21 protein-coding genes are annotated in these 20,607 nt (G+C 42.3%); 20 read left to right on the top strand and 1 reads right to left on the bottom strand.

The features are described 5' to 3' along the window. The first annotated feature begins 47 nt into the window (after positions 1-47). The 14 genes from deoC to recO all read left to right on the top strand — a co-directional run bounded on the left by deoC (position 48) and on the right by recO (position 11,855). Positions 48-719: a deoxyribose-phosphate aldolase gene (deoC, locus tag R2B77_RS00955; protein WP_212391264.1), complete on the top strand. Its 672-nt coding sequence runs from the start codon at positions 48-50 to the stop codon at positions 717-719. A 258-nt stretch (positions 720-977) separates the two neighbouring features. Next, positions 978-1,151 carry a 30S ribosomal protein S21 gene (rpsU, locus tag R2B77_RS00950; protein WP_016426884.1) on the top strand — a complete coding sequence of 58 codons (174 nt, stop codon included), beginning with the start codon at positions 978-980 and terminating at the stop codon, positions 1,149-1,151. Between the two features lie 178 nt (positions 1,152-1,329). Continuing rightward, entirely contained in the window at positions 1,330-2,667 is a 1,338-nt protein-coding gene (locus R2B77_RS00945; protein WP_203246874.1) for an NfeD family protein, read from the top strand. Beyond that, positions 2,667-3,680: a flotillin-like protein FloA gene (gene floA / locus R2B77_RS00940; protein WP_203246875.1), complete on the top strand. Its 1,014-nt coding sequence runs from the start codon at positions 2,667-2,669 to the stop codon at positions 3,678-3,680. The genes R2B77_RS00945 and floA overlap by 1 nt, the downstream gene beginning before the upstream one ends. Positions 3,681-3,717: 37 nt before the next feature. Next, a complete protein-coding gene (locus R2B77_RS00935) occupies positions 3,718-4,236 on the top strand; it encodes a hypothetical protein (RefSeq protein ID WP_203246876.1) in 519 nt (172 codons plus the stop codon). Between the two features lie 50 nt (positions 4,237-4,286). After that, complete coding sequence (locus R2B77_RS00930) at positions 4,287-4,544, top strand: hypothetical protein (RefSeq protein ID WP_203246877.1); 258 nt, start codon at positions 4,287-4,289, stop codon at positions 4,542-4,544. Continuing rightward, on the top strand, positions 4,537-5,619 hold the full coding sequence (locus R2B77_RS00925) for a sporulation protein YqfD (protein WP_203246878.1): 1,083 nt from the start codon (positions 4,537-4,539) through the stop codon (positions 5,617-5,619). The genes R2B77_RS00930 and R2B77_RS00925 overlap by 8 nt, the downstream gene beginning before the upstream one ends. 4 nt (positions 5,620-5,623) lie before the next feature. Beyond that, entirely contained in the window at positions 5,624-6,583 is a 960-nt protein-coding gene (locus tag R2B77_RS00920; RefSeq protein WP_203246879.1) for a PhoH family protein, read from the top strand. Between the two features lie 108 nt (positions 6,584-6,691). Next, positions 6,692-8,818: an HD family phosphohydrolase gene (locus tag R2B77_RS00915; protein ID WP_203246880.1), complete on the top strand. Its 2,127-nt coding sequence runs from the start codon at positions 6,692-6,694 to the stop codon at positions 8,816-8,818. 21 nt (positions 8,819-8,839) lie between these two features. Then, entirely contained in the window at positions 8,840-9,310 is a 471-nt protein-coding gene (gene ybeY / locus R2B77_RS00910) for an rRNA maturation RNase YbeY (RefSeq protein WP_203246881.1), read from the top strand. Positions 9,311-9,314: 4 nt separating this feature from the next. Continuing rightward, a complete protein-coding gene (locus R2B77_RS00905; RefSeq protein ID WP_203246882.1) occupies positions 9,315-9,665 on the top strand; it encodes a diacylglycerol kinase family protein in 351 nt (116 codons plus the stop codon). A 12-nt stretch (positions 9,666-9,677) separates the two neighbouring features. Then, positions 9,678-10,088 (top strand): cytidine deaminase, encoded by a 411-nt coding sequence (locus R2B77_RS00900; protein WP_203246883.1) that lies wholly within the window; start codon positions 9,678-9,680, stop codon positions 10,086-10,088. Beyond that, positions 10,072-10,986, top strand: coding sequence for a GTPase Era (gene era, locus R2B77_RS00895; RefSeq protein WP_203246884.1), 915 nt, complete (start codon positions 10,072-10,074; stop codon positions 10,984-10,986). Before R2B77_RS00900 ends, era begins: the two co-directional genes overlap by 17 nt. A gap of 83 nt (positions 10,987-11,069) precedes the next feature. After that, a complete protein-coding gene (gene recO, locus R2B77_RS00890) occupies positions 11,070-11,855 on the top strand; it encodes a DNA repair protein RecO (protein WP_203246885.1) in 786 nt (261 codons plus the stop codon). Between the two features lie 29 nt (positions 11,856-11,884). On the opposite strand, the gene R2B77_RS00885 is transcribed toward recO, so the two are convergent. Further along, positions 11,885-13,261: a glycine--tRNA ligase gene (locus tag R2B77_RS00885; protein ID WP_203246977.1), complete on the bottom strand. Its 1,377-nt coding sequence runs from the start codon at positions 13,259-13,261 to the stop codon at positions 11,885-11,887. 392 nt (positions 13,262-13,653) lie between these two features. Here R2B77_RS00885 and R2B77_RS00880 point away from each other — a divergent pair, with 392 nt between their 5' ends. The 6 genes from R2B77_RS00880 (at position 13,654) to R2B77_RS00855 (ending at position 20,504) form a co-directional block, all read left to right on the top strand. After that, positions 13,654-14,283, top strand: coding sequence for a helix-turn-helix transcriptional regulator (locus R2B77_RS00880; RefSeq protein WP_212391266.1), 630 nt, complete (start codon positions 13,654-13,656; stop codon positions 14,281-14,283). Between the two features lie 10 nt (positions 14,284-14,293). Further along, positions 14,294-15,109 carry a pyruvate, water dikinase regulatory protein gene (locus tag R2B77_RS00875; RefSeq protein WP_203246887.1) on the top strand — a complete coding sequence of 272 codons (816 nt, stop codon included), beginning with the start codon at positions 14,294-14,296 and terminating at the stop codon, positions 15,107-15,109. Positions 15,110-15,679: 570 nt separating this feature from the next. Beyond that, positions 15,680-17,497 carry a DNA primase gene (gene dnaG / locus R2B77_RS00870; protein ID WP_203246888.1) on the top strand — a complete coding sequence of 606 codons (1,818 nt, stop codon included), beginning with the start codon at positions 15,680-15,682 and terminating at the stop codon, positions 17,495-17,497. Between the two features lie 34 nt (positions 17,498-17,531). Further along, positions 17,532-18,656: an RNA polymerase sigma factor RpoD gene (rpoD, locus tag R2B77_RS00865; protein WP_203246889.1), complete on the top strand. Its 1,125-nt coding sequence runs from the start codon at positions 17,532-17,534 to the stop codon at positions 18,654-18,656. An 84-nt stretch (positions 18,657-18,740) separates the two neighbouring features. Beyond that, positions 18,741-19,295: a hypothetical protein gene (locus R2B77_RS00860; protein WP_203246890.1), complete on the top strand. Its 555-nt coding sequence runs from the start codon at positions 18,741-18,743 to the stop codon at positions 19,293-19,295. Positions 19,296-19,364: 69 nt separating this feature from the next. After that, positions 19,365-20,504, top strand: coding sequence for an acyl-CoA dehydrogenase family protein (locus R2B77_RS00855; protein WP_203246891.1), 1,140 nt, complete (start codon positions 19,365-19,367; stop codon positions 20,502-20,504). Positions 20,505-20,607 lie beyond the last annotated feature (103 nt).

Raw genomic sequence — 20,607 nt, 5'->3', positions numbered from 1 at the left:
TGTTGGTATGATGTAAGAAGTACGGACAACTTGAAGGAGGTATTCATTTGAATACGAAGTTTGCAACTTATATCGATCATACATTATTAAAAGCTGACGCAAAAAAGGATGAAATTATGGTACTTTGCCAGGAAGCACGCCAGTACAGTTTCGCATCTGTTTGTGTGAATCCAGCATGGGTGAAAACAGCGGCTACAGCACTTGAAGGTTCACCTGTTAAAGTCTGTACAGTTATTGGCTTCCCTCTTGGCGCATCGACGTCAGCTGTGAAAGCGTTTGAAACAACTGACGCGATTGAAAACGGTGCTGGTGAAATCGACATGGTCATTAATGTCGGCGCACTTCGTGGCGGTGACGATGAGCTTGTCAAACAAGATATCGAAGCTGTCGTTCAAGCAGCGAAAGGGAAAGCAATCGTTAAAGTCATCATCGAAACAGCTTTGCTAACGGAACAAGAAAAAAGAAAAGCATGTGAGCTGTCTATCCTTGCAGGTGCTGATTTTGTAAAAACGTCAACAGGCTTTTCAACAGGCGGTGCAACGGAGGAAGACATTAAACTAATGCGTGCAGTAGTAGGACCTGAAACTGGAGTCAAAGCATCAGGCGGCGTCCGCAGCTTTGAAGATATGAAAAAAATGATTGACGCAGGCGCAACACGAATTGGTGCTAGCTCAGGCGTTCAAATTATGCAAGGATTAGCATCTGAAACGGATTACTAATCTATATTAGTTGAATTAATTTATTCTCCAGCGAAAGCGCCTTACTGGGGTAGCCGAAGCGATAAGACTGATAGTGATCTTCTAGCAGGCTTATCGCGGGAGGCATCCCCAAGCGCCAAGCGAATTTCATAGAAATCTTTAGTTTAACAATTAAATTTAAAAGTTTTATATTGACCAAATTCTAAATATGCGGTATAATTCTTGAGTACATGGCACTTGGCTATGTTCGAAGTGTGTTTGGAGGGAGGGACAAGAGATATGTCGAAAACTGTTGTTCGTAAAAACGAATCGCTTGAAGATGCTCTTCGCCGCTTCAAACGTACTGTATCCAAAAGTGGAACAATACAAGAGGTAAGAAAGCGCGAGTTCTATGAGAAACCAAGCGTAAAACGTAAAAAGAAATCTGAAGCTGCAAGGAAACGTAAATTCTAATTTCCTGTTGCCATGAATTCAATCTTGTAATGAATCTAAAATTTGGTAAACCGGAAAATCCTTTGGGATTTTCCGGTTTATTTGTTTTGGAAATGAATTTTTCTAGAAAAAATGAAACTTCCGAGCTTTTCACCCGTATATAGAGATATAATAAATTGTAGAAAGAGGTGAAACTACAATGCGTAAAATGATAGGAAGCGTGCTCCTGTTCATTTTATTCGTCTCCACGTTTTCTTTTCCGTTTGCAGCACCTGAGGCGGCTAGTCAAATAGTATATAAAGTCCCGATTAAAAATGAAGTTGAAAAAGGATTATATGCATTTTTGAAACGCTCGTTTTCGGAAGCTGAGGAAGCAGGAGCGGATGCGATTATCCTGGAGATTGATACACCGGGCGGTTTTGTAGATGCGGCTTGGAAGATAGGCAAGTTGATGGATGAGACAGAACTGCGGATAATCGCTTATGTCAATCCAAAAGCGCTTTCAGCTGGTGCGTTCATCGCTCTCCATGCAGATGACATTTATATGTCGAAGACTGCCACGATGGGTGCTGCAGAAGCAGTTGACTCAGCAGGTAATGCAGCGGCAAAAAAGGCGCAATCTTCATGGGTGGCAGATATGGTGAGTGCTGCTAAGTCTTCAGACCATGATCGCGAGCCCAAATTCGCGCAAGCTATGGCGGATAGCTCGATTGATATCCCAGAATACCGGGCGGGTGAAGGTAAATTATTGACGCTGACCGCTTCGGAGGCAGAGGCAGTTAACTATAGTGAAGGTACAGTAGCTTCATTTAAAGAGTTGCTGCAAATAACTGGCTATGAAAATGCTGAAATCATTTCAACAAATAAAACCTTTGCTGAAAGTCTTACGAGCATCATTACACATCCGATCGTTGTACCGATTCTGTTATCTATCGCAGGACTTGGCCTTGTCCTAGAATTATATTCGCCAGGATTTGGTGTGCCGGGAACGATGGCTCTTATCTCGCTTGTGTTATTTTTCTACGGGCATTTATTGGCAGGACTTGCAGGCTATGAAACGGTTATTCTGTTCATCATTGGGGCGATTCTCGTCGTTGCGGAATTCTTCCTCCCGCATGGTATAGCAGGGGCAATTGGTTCGCTCGCAATTATTGGTAGTATCATTATGGCGGGCGGCAATCCGATGTATATGGCGACTTCTGTCCTTATCGCGATTGCTATCGCTGTCACGGGGATGGTGATTATTATGAAATTTTTCGGTAAAAAATTGCATCTACTTAATAAAGTAGTGCTCATGGATTCGACGGATACAGAGCTTGGTTATGTGTCGAATGTCAACAGGGTGGAATTACTCGGACGCATTGCAAAAACGTCTACTCCACTCAGACCAGCTGGTACCATTGAGCTGGATGGAGAACGTATTGATGTAGTTTCTGAAGGAAGCTACATTGAAAAAGGAATCCGTGTTACTATTGTAAAGGTTGAAGGTTCCCGGATTGTCGTCAGGGAATCAGTAGAGAAAGGGGAGAATGAATAATGCCAACAATTTTAGCTTCAGGTAGTTTTGTAGGAATTGTCATTATTGTTGTACTAGCAATAATCGTGTTGTCCGTATTTTTCACACTAGTACCCGTAACGCTATGGATTTCTGCCATGGCTGCAGGTGTACGCGTAAGTATTTTCACACTAATTGGGATGCGTCTTCGTCGAGTTATTCCAAGTCGTATTGTCAATCCGCTTATTAAAGCACATAAGGCAGGACTAGATGTGTCCATTAACCAACTGGAAAGTCACTATCTTGCAGGTGGTAACGTTGACCGTGTTGTCAACGCACTCATCGCTGCACACCGTGCCAATATCGAATTGACTTTTGAACGTTGTGCGGCCATTGACCTTGCAGGTCGTGACGTACTCGAAGCTGTTCAAATGTCCGTTAACCCGAAAGTTATTGAAACACCATTTATCGCTGGTGTGGCAATGAACGGGATTGAAGTAAAAGCAAAAGCACGTATTACAGTACGTGCCAACATCGACCGCCTTGTCGGGGGTGCTGGTGAAGAAACAATCGTTGCCCGTGTTGGTGAGGGGATTATCTCTACAATCGGTTCATCGATTGACCATGCAAAGGTACTGGAAAATCCAGATATGATTTCCCAAACGGTATTAGCAAAAGGTCTTGACTCAGGAACAGCATTCGAAATTCTATCCATTGATATCGCAGACGTTGATATCGGTAAAAATATCGGTGCAGAGCTTCAAACTGAGCAGGCTATGGCTGATAAAAACATCGCACAGGCAAAAGCGGAAGAACGCCGTGCAATGGCTGTTGCCAATGAACAGGAAATGAAAGCAAAAGTAGAAGAAATGCGTGCAAAAGTTGTTGCATCTGAAGCTGAAGTTCCACTTGCAATGGCAGAAGCATTGCGCACAGGAAATATTGGTGTCATGGATTATATGAATTATAAAAATATCCAAGCAGACACAGGGATGCGTGATTCCATCAGCGGCTTTGGTGGAGACCAAACCAATCCAGACCTTAAAAAGAATTAATTGATAATCAGTCATTTCCTGGAAGGGGGATGCTCGAATGGATATAAAACAGATAATATTTCTTGTTATTATTGCGCTTGTCTCCTCTTTTTTTAAAAAAGGCAAAGGCAAGTCGGAAACCCCGGCGAAGGCTCAACCAAAGCCATTCACGGCAACCGGGCGTGTTCCAGACAATCCGCAAAGTAAATTGAAAGAAATGTCGAAAGACTTGTATCGTGAATTGCAGAAAGAAATGCAACGTACGGATGAAGAACCACCGAGTCGGCAATTACAGCCGCAAGCTACACCGCCGCCAGTCGTTGCGGCTCAATCTGTAGAAGCGCCTGTAGTAGCTGTTCCTGCTGGACCAGTGCGTTCTGTTGCCCCGCGTGCTGTATCGGAGCGTAAAGAACGTCCCGACAGTTCTAGGCATAGTGGGCGTCTTTCTGCGCATGGCGCTCAGCTTCAACCGATATTTAGTCGGGAAACGCATGATTTAATGCCTAAAAGCAGTCAGGATCTTGTAAAGGGGATTATCTTCTCCGAAATTTTTGGACCACCAAAATCAAAACGATAATCATTGACCCCTTATTCATGTCATACGATATGAGTAGGGGGTTTTTATTTTTGAGAAAAATATTTAATACAGGTTCGTCAGTAACAATTGAAGAATTTTCTTCATTACGCATTAATGGTCCATATACATTGCTCAAGCTTGGCCCCGATTTTGCGATGATTAAAAGTGGCGATTACAGGATTGAGGCATCGGGTGAGAATTTGATTGTTGAGACGCTGTCAGAGGAAGTGGCTGTATTCTCGTTTACAGTTATGACAATGCTGCATGTGACGTCAGTGGCGGAGGATGAGGTGCAGTATCGTGCGTAGGCGATATGATATTAAAATATCAGGGAATGGTGACCTTGCTGGCTTCCTTACTAACCTCGCGACAAGTAGTACGAAAATTTTATCGTTATCGGTCGGAGAAGGTGTGGCACGCTTTCGAACAGATCGTCAAGGACTGATGATTATTCGGCGTACTCGAAGGCGCTATCATGTGACTGTTAAAGTATCGCTTGTCGGGGAGGCGTCTGGTGCTAAAGGGGTCTTTAATTCTAATTTCTTTGTCATCGCTTGCGTGATCCCCTTTATCGCTTCATTATTCCTTTGGACAGTAGAAGTAGAATCTGAATGGCCGGAGGTTGAAGAACGAATTTATCAAAAATTAGAAAAAGCATCAATTGTACCATTACGACTTCTTGCATTCATCCCTGATGAAGGGGAGATTCGCAGAGAGCTTATGCTCGATGATCCTTCTCTCTCATGGGTACGGTTTAGAAGAGATGGAGCGACGTTGACTGTCATTCCGATGCTGTCACCTCAAACAACTGATGAAATAGTAACAGAAGAACAGCCTTCTGATTTAGTCGCACGTACTGGTGGTGTGATTACTGGCTTTGCATTGAAAAAAGGGGAACGGGTAAGTCGTGTCCATCAAACCGTTCAAAAGGGTGATACACTCGCTACAGGTGTTTTGGTTCAAGGTGATAAAAGGGTCATCGTTGGAGCAGATGGGGCGGTCTATGCTGATTATTGGATGGAATATTCTTTTAGCTTACCGAGCGTCGTTGAGTATCGTTTGCAAGGCGAAGAGACAGTGGAGTTTTCATTTAATTTCCCGTGGCAACCGCAAAAGAAAAAGTGGTCTCTTAAATCTTTTATCCAAACAGAACGGCATATAAATGACAGAGCTGGACAGTTCGAATTAGTTGCAGGTATGGAGGAAACCGTCCTCATTCCACTATTGAAAAATAAATTACTGTCTGAATCATTAACGAAAGCAGTTATTCAAGATGACAAAGTTTTGCACGTGTCATTCGATAATGATAAAGTTAGTGGGACCATATTGTTTTTAATCAATGACAATATCGCTGTCAAAAGACCGATTTCACAAGGAGAATGAGACCATGGATGAACAATTGATTCAACTGCATGTCGAAGACCCAAACGAAGCGGTTATGCTACTCGGGATTTCCGACCAAAATATGAAGTTAATCGAAGAAGCATTGAGCATTTCAATTATGACAAGAGGAGATACAATTGCGCTCAGTGGTGAAGAAGATAACCGCGAGTCAGCAAAAGCTCTTTTGGAACAGTTGCTGAAGGTCATTCGCAAGGGTGTGAATATTAATCAGCGCGACGTCTCAACAGCTATTGAGATGGTGAAAAGTGGAACGATTGAATATTTTGCAGAACTATATGATGAAGAAATCGCTAGAAATAGTAAAGGAAAAGCAATTCGTGCGAAAACGATTGGTCAACGCGAGTATGTTCATGCGATTCGGACGCGAGATCTTGTATTTTGTATTGGACCTGCAGGAACAGGAAAAACGTATTTGGCTGTAGTTCTTGCCATTCAAGCGATGAAATCAGGCTCAGCTAAACGAATTATTTTAACGCGTCCTGCTGTAGAGGCTGGAGAAAGCCTGGGCTTTCTTCCTGGCGACTTAAAGGAGAAAGTAGACCCATACCTACGTCCGTTATACGACGCACTCCATGACGTGCTAGGGACGGAACATACTGATCGGCTCATTGAACGAGGTGTCATTGAAATTGCACCGCTTGCTTATATGAGAGGGCGGACGTTGGACGATGCATTTGTTATTTTGGATGAAGCGCAAAACACGACAAAAGCACAAATGAAAATGTTTTTGACGCGCCTCGGCTTTGGTTCTAAAATGGTGATTACAGGAGATAAAACGCAGATTGATTTACCAAGAGGTGTTGAGTCCGGTTTAATTGTGACGGAAAATATTTTAAGCAAAGTGAGTGATATTAGCTTTCAATATCTAGAACAAGGGGATGTTGTACGTCATCCATTAGTTGCAAAAATTATTGAAGCTTACGAAGAAGAGCAGTCATCTTAAGTTGACTGCTTTTTTTACCAGTACTACTTGACTTGAATTGAGAAAAGTCACCAACGGTTATCATGGATTTTTCATTCTATAGAGAGAAAAAGAAATGGGGGATGTTCAATGCTGCAACCAATTAGGAAGTTTTTTCTATCACTGAAATTCACTTACTTAGCCATATTCCTTATCGGATTGTCAGGGATCCTCCTGTTTTCAATTATGTATGGTAGTGTCAAAAAAGAGACATATAAGCTGGAGTCGTTGCAAATTTCTCCAGATACTATTAGATCTATTAAGACAGTTGAGGATACGGTGAAAACGGAGCAGGATCGAGAACGGGCAGCACGAGAAGTTACGCCCGTCTATCAGTTGTCTCAAGATGTTGGGAAGAATCGACAAGCGATTGCGATGTCCATATTCGATTTCCTCATTGAAGTGAAAGAGATGGGAGAACTGGCGCAGTCTGAGGAAAATGAGTCTGTTTTGGACAATAGAATGCAAATTGCTGAAATGCGTAAAAAGCTCGGTAATTTAGAGAAAGAAGAGCCAGGTTTGCGTTTAAGCGATGATGCAATTTCGATGTTATTGGCCCAAAAAACGGAAGTGTTAGAGAATATTCAAAGCGTTCTTGCGACAACGATTGGTGAGGAGTTGTCAAAGCCAATCCGCAAAGAAGATTTGTCTACTATTCGCTATGAGGTAGAAAGAAAAATACGGCTTGCGGATACGATTCCACCGTCTGTTTTACAAACCATTTTAACGCTTGGACGCTTGTTAGTCGTGGAAACAGAAACAATCAATGTGGAAGCAACTGAATCGGGCATTGAACAAGCGAGAGCTGCTATAGAACCTACTCGTATTTTGCAAGGACAGGTTATCGTTCGTGAAGGACAAATGATCGATCGAGAAATTTATCGACAATTAGAACTAACCGGCTTATTGAACAACCAGTCAACAGTGAAACCATTTGCAGGTCTCGCCTTGTTTGTGTTGTTCGTGTCTGGTATTATCTTCATGCATTTCAATACTTGGCAGGAGCATAGCTCTGTGAAGAAAAAAGCGTTGGTCATTGTGCTATCCGTCTTTTTCTTGCTAGTCATCATGATGAAACTAATTGCGCTCATTGATGAGAATTTCAATGTATTATTGGCATTTCTTTTCCCGACAGCGCTAGCACCAATGCTAGTAAAGTTGTTGACGAATGAACGAATCGCTATTATGACGACTATTATAACGGCAGCTACTGCGGGTATAATGTTGCAGGAAGGATTTGCTGCGATCATTCAGATGGAAGTGGCCTTGTACATATTATTTGGTGGCGTTGTCAGCCTCTATTTACTAGGAGACGGGGGAAGGCGTTCCAGTATATTGCGGACAAGTGCAGGTGTCGTGGCGTCCAATATACTATTTATCTCTTTTTATTTGCTAATGACGCAATCTGCTTACGATCTGTCGGAGCTAGGATTTTATCTAATCGCCGCGGTTGCATCAGGTATTTTGTCTGGAGCTTTAACAATTGGTTTAATGCCATTTTTTGAAACGGCATTTGGGTTGTTATCAGATATGAAGCTTGTTGAATTGTCGAATCCCAACCATCCATTATTGAAAAAAGTATTATTTGAAACCCCGGGTACTTATCACCACAGTGTCATGGTGGCGAATTTGTCTGATGCAGCTTGTGAGGCAATTGGTGCCAATGGTTTATTGGCAAGAGTCGGGAGTTACTACCATGATATTGGCAAGACGATTAGACCAGGATTTTTCATCGAAAACCAGCATCCAGGACAAAATCCACATGATGCATTGCCACCGGAAAAAAGCCGTGATATTATTATTGCCCACGCAGAAGACGGTGCAAAGCTATTGGAGAAGTATAAGATGCCGCGTGAAATCATTAATATTGCACGTCAACATCATGGTACGAGTACATTGAAGTATTTCTATGTGAAGGCGAAGGAAGCGGGTAAGGATGTTGTGGAAGAAGAATTCCGCTATCCAGGTCCGAAGCCTCAAACAAAAGAAATTGCGATTATTTCGATTGCGGATAGTGTAGAGGCAGCCGTTCGATCTATGAAAGAGCCGAATCCGCAAAAGATTGCTGGACTTGTACGCGCTATTGTCAACGATCGCTTGAATGACGGACAGTTCGATGAATGCGATCTTTCTATGAAAGAATTAAAGAAAGCGGAAAAAGTGATTTGCGAGACATTAAATGGCACATTCCATAGTCGGATTGAATATCCAGAATGATTGCGAAAGGAGATAATAAACATGCTAGACCTTTATTTTGACGATGAAACAGCTACCGTTGATCATAAAGTGGAAGGGTTAATTCGGGAATTATTGAGTCATGCGGCGCGTGAGGAAGCTTTGACAGGTGAGATAGAGGTCTCTGTGACGTTTATGACGGATGAAGCGATTCAGGAAGTGAATGCGGAGTACCGTGGAAAAGATATGCCGACGGACGTTATTTCATTTGCGCTGGAAGAGATGACAGAAGGTGAAGTGGCGATTGTTGTAGAAGAAGGCATGCCAACGGTTTTAGGTGATATACTTATTTCTGTGGAAACTGCTGCTAGACAGGCGGAGGAATATGGGCATGATTTTAGGCGTGAAATGGGATTTCTTGCGCTTCATGGTTTTTTGCATTTACTCGGATATGATCATATGACTGAGGACGATGAAGCGAAAATGTTCGGCAGGCAAAAGGAGATACTCGCTTCATTCGGACTTGAGAGGTGACACAATGCGGAAGTTTTTCAAGGCGTTCGACTATGCATGGAGTGGAATTTTATATGGTCTACAGGCTGAACGAAATTTGAAATTTCATCTAGCTTCTGCTGGTGCTGTGAGTATTGCAGGTTTATTTACTCGCTTATCAGCGATGGAATGGTGTATCGTTTTACTGCTAATCGCTGGAATGATTGCGCTTGAAATGATGAATGCTGCTATCGAACGTGTTGTGGACCTTATTACGCTAGAAATCCACCCGCTTGCCAAGCAAGCGAAGGATCTCGCAGCGGGAGCTGTGCTAGTGTATGCGATTATCAGTGTTGTAATTGGCTTTATCATATTTATACCGAAATGGTTTAACTAGGAGAGTGTTTGTATGGAAATGGAAAAATTAATTGTTGAATCAAAAAAGGCACGGGACAAAGCATATGTCCCTTATTCTAAATTTCCAGTTGGGGCGGCATTAGTTGCTGAGGATGGGACTGTCTATCATGGCTGTAATATTGAAAACTCTGCGTATAGTATGACAAATTGTGCGGAGCGGACGGCCTTTTTCAAGGCGGTTTCGGAAGGTGTTCATACATTCAAGGCGTTGGCAGTCGTTGGAGATACAGATGGTCCGGTTTCTCCATGTGGTGCATGTAGACAAGTCATCGCTGAATTTTGCGAGGGGTCTATGCCTGTCTATTTAACGAATTTAAAAGGGGACGTCCTTGAAACTACGGTTGCAGAATTGTTGCCCGGCGCGTTTTCCAAGGAGGATCTTTCTTATGCAGCAAAACAATAAATCATTCAAGTCGGGTTTTATCTCGATTATTGGTCGTCCGAATGTAGGGAAATCGACATTTTTAAACCGAGTGGTTGGGCAGAAAATCGCCATCATGAGTGACAAGCCGCAGACGACTCGTAACAAAGTGCAAGGAGTTGTTACGACGGATGACTCACAATTCATCTTTATCGATACGCCAGGTATCCATAAGCCGAAGCATAAATTGGGCGATTTTATGGTGAAAACAGCACGTAACACATTGAAAGAAGTCGACATTATTATGTTCATGGTCAATGCGGATGAAGCAATTGGCCGAGGGGATCGTTTTATTATTGAGATGCTTGAAAATACCCAGACACCCGTATTTTTGATCATCAATAAAATTGATTTAGTTCACCCTGATGAATTGTTGAAAATCATTACATCGTACACCTCTGAATATGACTTCGCAGAAATCGTTCCTATTTCTGCGATGAATGGGAATAATATAGAACGTTTAAATGAGACGTTGACGAAGTATTTGCCGGAAGGACCGAAATATTATCCCGACGATCAAGTAACCGATCATCCAGAGCGTTTCATCATCTCTGAATTGATTCGTGAAAAGGTGTTGCATTTAACACGGGAAGAGATTCCACATTCCGTTGCGGTTGTCATTGAGAAAATAGACCGCGAGGAAAAACGTGAAATGATTAATGTCATGGCGACGATTGTTGTGGATCGTGATTCTCAAAAAGGTATCGTCATTGGGAAAAAAGGTGCATTGCTGAAAGAGATAGGAACGAAGGCAAGGCATGACATTGAAATGCTATTAGGTTCGAAAGTATTTTTAGAGCTGTGGGTTAAGGTGCAAAAGGACTGGCGCAATAAGCCTGAACAGCTGAAGGAATTTGGTTTTAGAGAAGACGAATATTAATAATAAGGAACGCTGCTTAAGTACGCCACGTCCTGTGGTGACAGCTGCATGACCCACTTCGTGTGGGCCTGGAGGTGATGGCCTTGCTGAATAAATGGGAAGGTATCATTTTAAGAAGTATGCCATATGGCGAATCGAATAAGATTGTCACGCTCTATACGCGAGAAGCTGGCAAGCTAACAGTGATGGCTAGAGGGGCAAAAAAGCCGGCAAGTCGCTTGGCTGCTATTACACAGCCGTTCACACATGGCTCCTTTCTCATTCGAAAAGGAAGAGGAATGGGAACGCTTGAACAGGGTGAGCCGATTGAATCGATGCGCCATATTCGTGAGGATCTTGAAGCGACAGCTTACGCGAGTTACGTTGTTGAACTCATTGATCGTCTGACGGAGGATGGTGAGCGTTCCGGGGGCATTTACGGGTTATTGCATGAGGCACTGCATGCCATTAATGAGCAATACGATCCAGAAGCGATTGCGTTGTTTGTCGAGTGGAAGATGTTGCCGGTTGCTGGTATTCACCCTGTTCTGCATCAGTGCGCAAATTGCGGGGCAACGGAAGGGGAGTTTGCGTTTTCTTTTAAAGAAATCGGCTTCCTTTGTCATCGCTGTTTCCATATAGATCGCTATATCATTCGTATTTCGCCAATGCAATTAAAGCTGATAAGGACATTTTACACCGTTCCCATCAATCGAGTTGGCAATTTGACGTTGAAAAAGACAACAAAACAATTTATGAAAAAGCTTGTGCGCACAATTTATGATGAACAGGTTGGCATTCGATTGAAGTCGAGATCCTTTCTTGATCAGCTTGAATCGACACCTGAATTGCTACCACGAAAAGAAAAACCGGAGGAACAAGGCGATTAAGCTTTATTCCTCCGGTTTTTTTGGTTCATTTAAAATTCAAGATGCTTCGCAATATATTCTTTTACATCTGCAATTGGCATACGCACTTGTTCCATTGAGTCGCGGTGACGTACTGTTACTTGGCGATCTTCTTCAGAATCGAAGTCGTACGTGATACAGAATGGTGTACCAATTTCATCTTGACGACGGTAGCGTCTACCGATGGATTGAGAATCGTCGTATTGAACGTTGAAATGCTTCGCTAGTTGTGCGTAAACTTCGCCAGCACTATCTGCTAACTTCTTCGACAAAGGAAGAACCGCAGCTTTGACAGGTGCAAGTGCAGGGTGGAAGCGAAGAACCGTGCGTTTATCGTCATTTTCCAATTCCTCTTCGTCGTAAGCATCACATAAGAACGCAAGTGTCACACGGTCAGCACCAAGTGATGGCTCGATGCAATACGGTACGAATTTTTCATTCGTCACAGGGTCTTGGTAATGGAAATCCTCACCTGAATGCTCCATATGACGATTTAAGTCAAAGTCCGTACGGTTTGCAATGCCCCATAGCTCGCCCCAACCAAATGGGAATTTGTATTCGATGTCAACAGTCCCTTTTGAGTAGTGGGAAAGCTCATCCTCATTATGCTCACGTAAACGCATAGCATCCTCAGTCATTCCAAGATTCAACAAGAAGTTCTTGGAATAATCGCGCCAGTACTCATACCATTTCATATCTTCGCCAGGCTTACAGAAGAATTCAAGCTCCATCTGTTCGAACTCGCGTGTTCGGAATGTGAAGTTACCTGGTGTAATTTCGTTACGGAAGCTTTTGCCGATTTGTGCAATCCCAAAAGGCATTTTTTTGCGCATTGAGCGTTGAACATTTTTAAAGTTGACGAAAATTCCTTGTGCTGTTTCAGGACGTAGGAAAATTTGGTTTGCTGATGAGTCTGTCACACCTTGTGACGTTTTAAACATCAAGTTGAACTGACGAATTTCGGTATAATCTATTGCGCCACAAGTAGGGCACACGACATTATGCTCTTGAACAAGCTCTGCCATTTTGTCGAAAGAAAGACCGTCAACGACCAATTCAATACCTTTTTCATCAAGTGCATCTTCAATCAATTTATCAGCACGATGACGCGTTTTACATTTTTTACAGTCGATCATTGGATCATTGAAGTTACCGATGTGACCAGAAGCTTCCCATACTTTCGGATTCATCAGAATCGCTGCGTCAAGACCAACGTTATATGGTGACTCCTGAACAAATTTCTGCCACCAAGCTTTTTTAACGTTGTTTTTCAATTCGATACCGAGTGGACCATAATCCCATGTATTCGCCAACCCTCCATAAATTTCAGAGCCTGGGAATACAAACCCTCTTTGCTTCGCTAAATTAACTACCTTCTCCATTGACATTGTCAAAGTAAATCCCTCCAATTATTAATAAAATATGTCTCGGCGGACTTAGCTTGCATTCCTTGATTCAGCAGAGGCTTATACTGAACCATAATAAAAAGCACCCATCCCCGGACATTATGTCCGAGGACGAGTGCATGATGACCCGCGGTTCCACCTCGATTGGCTACTAATAATAGCCCACTTCATAGTACAATGGCTCGAGGATGCCGTTTCGTGTCAGTACGGGCTTTCACTGTCCCCGTTCGCTTCAATCGACACTACTTATCGTCCTGTCTCCGCCTATTCAATTCTTTTTTAGTCTAGCATGATTCCGATTTCTTCGCAATAGTGTACGTATTCGTATATAATAATCGAGGATAAAGAATTGAACGATTAGGGCGGTGACATTTATGGAACTGAATAAGCGCCAGACGGAAATCCTTGCAATCGTTAAAGCGGACGGACCCATCACTGGCGAACAAATTGCGGAGCGGCTTACGTTAGCAAGAGCTACCATTCGTCCAGATTTAGCTATTTTAACAATGGCAGGTTATTTAGATGCGAGACCTCGTGTCGGCTATTTCTATTCAGGTAAAAAACCTGTCCAATCAGTTGCCGATAGTATGGTAGGTATGAAAGTACGGGATTTTCAGTCCATCCCAGTTGTGGTCGCAGAAAACACTTCGGTTTACGACGCTATTTGTCACATGTTTTTGGAAGACGTTGGCACACTTTTTGTCGTCAGCAGCTCCTCCCTTCTCACAGGAGTTTTATCGAGAAAAGATTTATTGCGTACCAGTCTTGGAAATAATGACTTAGACAAAATTCCGGTTCACGTCATCATGACGCGTATGCCAAATATTACGTATTGTAATAAGCAGGATACGCTGCTGCATGTGGCGAAGAAAATGATAGACAAACAGATTGATTCATTACCGGTTGTCAATGACAATGGAGAAGGTCTTGAAGTAATCGGAAGGATTACAAAAACGAATATTACCGCAGCCTTCCTATCACTTTCGGACGACCATGAATTATGAGGGGGATACAATGAGAAAGTTAACATTATTCATCGTCTCTGACTCTGTCGGTGAAACGGCTGACCTAGTTGCCAAAGCGGCTGCTAGTCAATTTAGACAAGGGCTCGAAGCTGTTTCGATGAAACGATTTTCACATATTGAAGATGAGTCTCAACTACATGAAATTGCTTATTTAGCAAAAAAACAAGATGCCATCATCATTTACACACTCGTAAAAAATGGAATGCGTCGAAAAATTCAACAGCAATGCCTAGCTCAAGGCGTTCAATGTATTGATTTACTAGGTCCGGTAGTGGACAAAATCGGTTCGGAGTTAGGTGAAAAACCTCTTGAAGAGCCGGGGCTTGTTCGCCAGCTAGATGATGATTATTTCAAAAAAATTGAAGCGATTGAGTTCGCAGTCAAATACGATGATGGCAGAGATCCGCGTGGCATTTTGAAGGCAGATATCGTATTAGTTGGTGTTTCAAGAACGTCGAAAACGCCGTTATCGCAATACTTAGCGCATAAGCGTTATAAAGTAGCGAATGTTCCATTAGTACCTGAAGTAGATCCTCCAGAAGAATTATTTATGATTAATCCTGAGAAATGTTTTGGACTTGTCATTTCATCAGAAAAGCTGAATTCGATTCGTAAAGAAAGACTCATTGCACTTGGCTTGAAAGATGACGCAAGTTACGCGCGTGTTGAACGCATTGACAATGAAATTAACCATTTCAACAAGGTCGTGTCAAAAATCGGTTGTAAGGTTATTGATGTAACAAACCGTGCTGTTGAAGAAACGGCTAATTTAATTCTTAGTGAAATTTCCAATTATAATAGATAACACGCGTATAAATGAATGTTGAAAGCCGTGACATGCTAAAGAAGGAGGACCGCCCGAAAAATCGGGATGGTTCTTCTTTTGCGGATTTTAGATTATCTATCAATCACGCCTCGGCGTGATTGCGTCCAGATTTTGAATTGCGCTTATCTAAGTGCCTTAATTTCTGCAAAAAACGCAGAAATACTGCAAATCGAACCCTTTGCTGTTCGATTCGCAGCAATTAACTCCCTTCAAAATCTGTGACATCAGGGAAGGATTGAACTGAATCCTTCCTTGGAGGCTTAACTTAATTCAGCAAATGTATTTGTACTGAAAGCGAAGCGTCAGCTACAGGGGCTTGAACCCCCACTGAATTTGAAGGCATATTTAGCTTTCATCCCTCCCAATTTATAGAAGTGGGGGACTTTTACTGAATTAAGTTAATTAATAATTTTAAAGTCGAGCAAAAGCCTTTGTAATAGTGTAAAATAATAGTTTCGGAGTATAATCGAAAATATTTTGTCGAATACAGAGGATTTTTGAAGAATTTCTCGAAATCAGTAATAGAGTAGTTTGGAAAATGGTGATAGGATGACGAGAATACCAGAAGAAACAATCGAAGCTGTCCGTTCAAAGACCGACATTGTAGATTTGATAGGTGAATATGTACAGCTGACGAAAAGGGGGAAGAACTGGTTTGGACTTTGTCCATTCCACGGTGAAAGTACACCGTCTTTTTCAGTTTCAGAGGATAAGCAATTGTTTCATTGTTTTGGATGTGGTGCAAGTGGTAATGCGATTACGTTCGTGATGGATATTGAAAATAGTCCATTTGCAGAAGCGGTTGTGAAGCTAGCGGAGCGGACTGGCATTGAGATTGACACAATCGTGAGCGAAGGCACTGATACACAACCTCATCATGAATTCAAACCAATGATTGAAGCACATGCCCTTGCGGCAAACTTCTACAGTCACCTATTGTTAAACACCGTAGAAGGTGAAGAAGCACTACAATATCTTGAAAAAAGAGGATTTACGAGGGACAGTATCGAAAAATATGGTATTGGGTGGTCTCTCAATGATTGGGAAGCGTTAACGAATCTGTTAAAACGCAAAGATTACAGCATGATGGATATGGAACGTGCAGGTTTGTGTATTATGAAAGATGATGGGACAGGCTATTTTGATCGGTTTCGGGGACGTATTATGTTTCCGTTGCGGGACGATAATGGTAATGTTGTCGGGTTCTCAGGACGGATCTTATCCGGGTCGAAACAAGAAGCAAAATACTTGAATAGTCCTGAAACACCAATATTCGAAAAAAGTCATATTTTGTACAATTTTCACAATGCACGTCTTAACGTTCGGAAATCGGGTAAAGTAATACTGTTTGAAGGATTTATGGATACGATATCAGCAGATCGTGCTGGTGTTACGAATAGCGTTGCTGTTATGGGGACAGCATTGTCTGATAAACACCTTATTAAGCTAAAAAGAATTGCGAAAGAAATAATCATTTGCTGTGATGGTGATGATGCTGGCTGGGAAGCGGCAAAACGCTTTGCAGATCTGGCGATGAAAAAAGGAATGAATGTTCAAATTGCTTTGCTTCCAGGAAAGATGGACCCTGATGATTATATTACTCAATTCGGTGCCGAGGCTTTTCGTGAAAAAGTGATTGATAATCCACATTCGTTCATGTCGTTCATTATGGCGTATGCCAAGCGCTCCAAGAACTTATCTTATGAAAATGATGTATTGCAATATATTCATGAAGTGTTGGAAGAATTATCACTGCGACCATCGCCGGTAGAACGGGATTTATATATTCGACAACTTTCGACTGAGACAGGTGTATCTGTCGATGCCATTCAACAGCAATTCATCAAAATGGCTGGTCAGCAGGCAAAAAGGGCAAAGGCAACACCAGTACCAGAGGAAATGACTCAACAACCTCAGCAAGCGACACCAAGGCGTAAGAAAACAGGCACTGAGCGTGCTGAGCGTTTACTGCTCTATCATTTACTAAATGACGGTGAGTTGTTCGATCGTTTACAGATGGACAAGCCTAACTTGTTCATACGTGACGATTATGTTGCGATATTTGTACGACTGGCGGGGTTTTACGAACAGCATGGTACTCCTGACTTTCATAGGTTTGCCGAGTCAATCGAAGATCGTGAGCTGCGGAAAATTGTGCTAGAAGCGGCCATGGTGGAAAGAGACCCCGAACAAACACAGGCAGAGATAAATGACTGTATTCATCATTTAGAGAAATATCGAATCAGCTTGATGATTCAAGAGAAAATGCACGAATCGAAAGAAGCAGAAAAGATGAAGGATCATACCCGGGCGCTGGAGCTGGCCAGGGAAATTATACAGCTCCGGAAAACATGGACGACATTGTAGTCGTATTCCGGTGTACTAAGGAGGAACGGGTAAGATGAGTAAAAAAGAATTAGCTGGAGATATGGAGCACGAACTAACAATTGAGGAAGCGAAAGCGAACCTGTTAGAGGCTGGAAAGAAATCAGGCGAACTGACGCTTGACGATGTGACCGAGAAATTAGCAGCATTTGAGATGGAGCCGGAGCAATTTGAGGAGTTTCTAGATTTGATAGAAGCACAAGGAATTGAAATGGATCGTAAAATTGATGACGAATCCGGAGAAGACGGTGGCAAAGCAGCAACAGAAGAAACGCAGTTCGATTTAAATGATCTCAGCGTACCACCGGGCGTTAAAATCAATGACCCTGTACGTATGTACTTGAAAGAGATTGGCCGCGTTGACTTATTAACTGGTGCAGAGGAAGTTGAACTAGCGATTCGCATTCTAGACGGTGATGAAGAAGCGAAAAAACGATTGGCAGAAGCCAATCTTCGACTAGTGGTCAGCATAGCTAAGCGCTATGTTGGGCGAGGCATGCTGTTCCTGGATTTGATTCAGGAAGGGAATATGGGTCTTATTAAAGCGGTTGAGAAGTTTGATCATACGAAGGGCTTCAAGTTTAGTACGTATGCTACATGGTGGATTCGTCAAGCGATTACACGTGCCATTGCAGACCAAGCTCGGACGATTCGTATCCCTGTGCATATGGTAGAAACGATTAATAAGCTCATCCGCGTACAACGTCAGTTATTGCAGGATCTTGGACGTGAACCGTCTCCAGAAGAAATTGGTGAGGAGATGGATTTGACGGCAGAAAAAGTGCGTGAAATCCTGAAAATTGCACAAGAGCCAGTCTCATTGGAGACTCCGATTGGGGAAGAAGATGATTCACATCTTGGCGATTTCATCGAAGATTCCGAGGCACAATCACCATCTGACCACGCGGCTTATGAATTGCTAAAAGAACAGTTGGAAGACGTGCTGGATACTTTAACGGACCGCGAAGAAAATGTTTTACGTCTTCGTTTCGGTTTGGATGATGGGCGTACACGTACGCTTGAGGAAGTCGGTAAAGTATTTGGTGTAACAAGAGAGCGGATTCGCCAAATTGAGGCAAAAGCCCTGCGTAAACTACGTCACCCATCAAGAAGCAAGCGATTGAAGGATTTCCTAGAGTAAAATGAGTTCACCGGCATATTATTGTGCCGGTGATTTTTACGATAAAGCCCTTATTTTCAGCTATATTGAGGAGCGATAAGACTTATGAACCAACAGCGAAAGCGAATTATTATTTCTGAGATCAAATATTGGAAGCATAACAGGTTACTGCCAGCGCATTATTGTGATTTTCTCATTACACTTTACGCACAAGGGGAAGAGGGAAATAAGCAAGAAGTAAAAGTTTCCGAGTCTATTATAGTGAAAGAAAAAAAGAAGTTAAATCGAATTATCCTGCTATTAGTGCTAGTTTCTTTAGTTGTTAGTGGAAGTATGTTTATCTTTACGCATTATCCTGCTGAGACAATGACGGTAGCGGCAATCATTGTGACTGTGTTTTTATTATCGACTTTACGTAAGAAGGTAAACCAGTCGTTGGCTCCTTTTATATACATAATCGTATCGTTTATGCTTTTATTCATGTCGTTAAAATTATGGTTTGTTTTTTTTGAAGGGCATACGATGTTGTTGCTTGGATTATTGATGTTGAACTGTTCGCTTTGGTTATTTGCGGGGCGTTTATTAAAGTTACTGTATTTCACAATTTCCGGAACAGTGGGTTTATTGTTAATTATCGGATTTTTACTACTTTCATTTTGAGGTTGTGAAAGTAGTAGCTTATTCGTTATAATTAACTTGTAAGCGTTTACAACAAAGGGGATGAAGATGTTGAATTTTGATTTAACAGAAGAACAACAGATGATAAAAAAGATGATACGGGAATTTTCGGATGAAGTCGTTGCACCTGGTGCTATTGAACGCGATCGAACAAAAGAATTTCCAGTCGATATTTTTCAGCAACTTGCGGATATGGGCCTGATGGGGTTGCCGTTTTCGGAACAATTTGGGGGCGGAGGTGCCGATACGGTGAGCTTCGCTATTGTGACAGAGGAACTTAGTCGTGCATGTGCATCGACGGGTATTACGTATTCAGCACATATTTCGCTTGGGGGAGCGCCGCTGAATTTATTTGGTACGGAAGAGCAGAAGCAGAAGTATTTAACACCGATTTGTAAGGGAGAATCGTTTGGTGCTTTTGGTTTAACGGAAGCAAATGCAGGCTCGGATGCAGGAGGTACGCAAACGATAGCCGTGGAGGATGGCGATGATTTCGTTATTACGGGATCGAAGGTGTTCATAACGAACGCTAGTTATGCCAAGCATCTTGCTATAACAGCAATTACAGGAACTGTTGATGGTGAAAAAGAAATTAGTGCAATTATAGTTCCAACGGATGCACCAGGGTTTACGATTATTAATAACTATGAAAAAATGGGGCTGAATGCTTCTAATACGACTGAGCTTGTGCTGGATCATGTTCGTGTGCCAAAAGCTAACTTACTAGGGGAGCGTGGAAACGGCTTCCGTCAGTTTTTAGTGACATTGGATGGAGGACGTATCGGTATTGGAGCAATGGCTGTGGGCATCGCGCAGGCCGCTTTCGATCGAGCGCTCAGTTATTCGAAAGAACGTAAGCAATTCGGAAAAACATTGGCACAATTTCAAATTACTCAATTTAAATTAGCTGATATGGCCTTAAAAATTGAATTGGCACGCAACATGGTCTACAAAGCCGCGTGGTTGAAGGATCAAGGGCGTCCATTTTCAAAAGAAGCATCCATGTGTAAGCTTTACGCTTCGGAAATCGCAATGGAAGTTGCAACGGAAGCTATTCAAATTCATGGCGGATATGGCTATATGAAGGAATATGAAGTCGAACGTTATATGCGTGATGCTAAATTATTAGAAATTGGTGAAGGAACTTCAGAAGTCCAACGTATGGTCATTGCGCGTCTGATTGGTTGTTAACTTACGGTAGTAGCAACAGGAGATTTGTCGAAATTGTTACAGCGAATTAAAAGATAATCAATAACTCTTTCAGTTTTCAATTGAATACAGTACAATAATAGTT

The sequence above is a fragment of the Sporosarcina beigongshangi genome, from assembly GCF_033485195.1.
GTDB classification, from domain to species: domain Bacteria; phylum Bacillota; class Bacilli; order Bacillales_A; family Planococcaceae; genus Sporosarcina; species Sporosarcina beigongshangi.
This window is presented reverse-complemented; position numbering and strand designations above follow the sequence as displayed.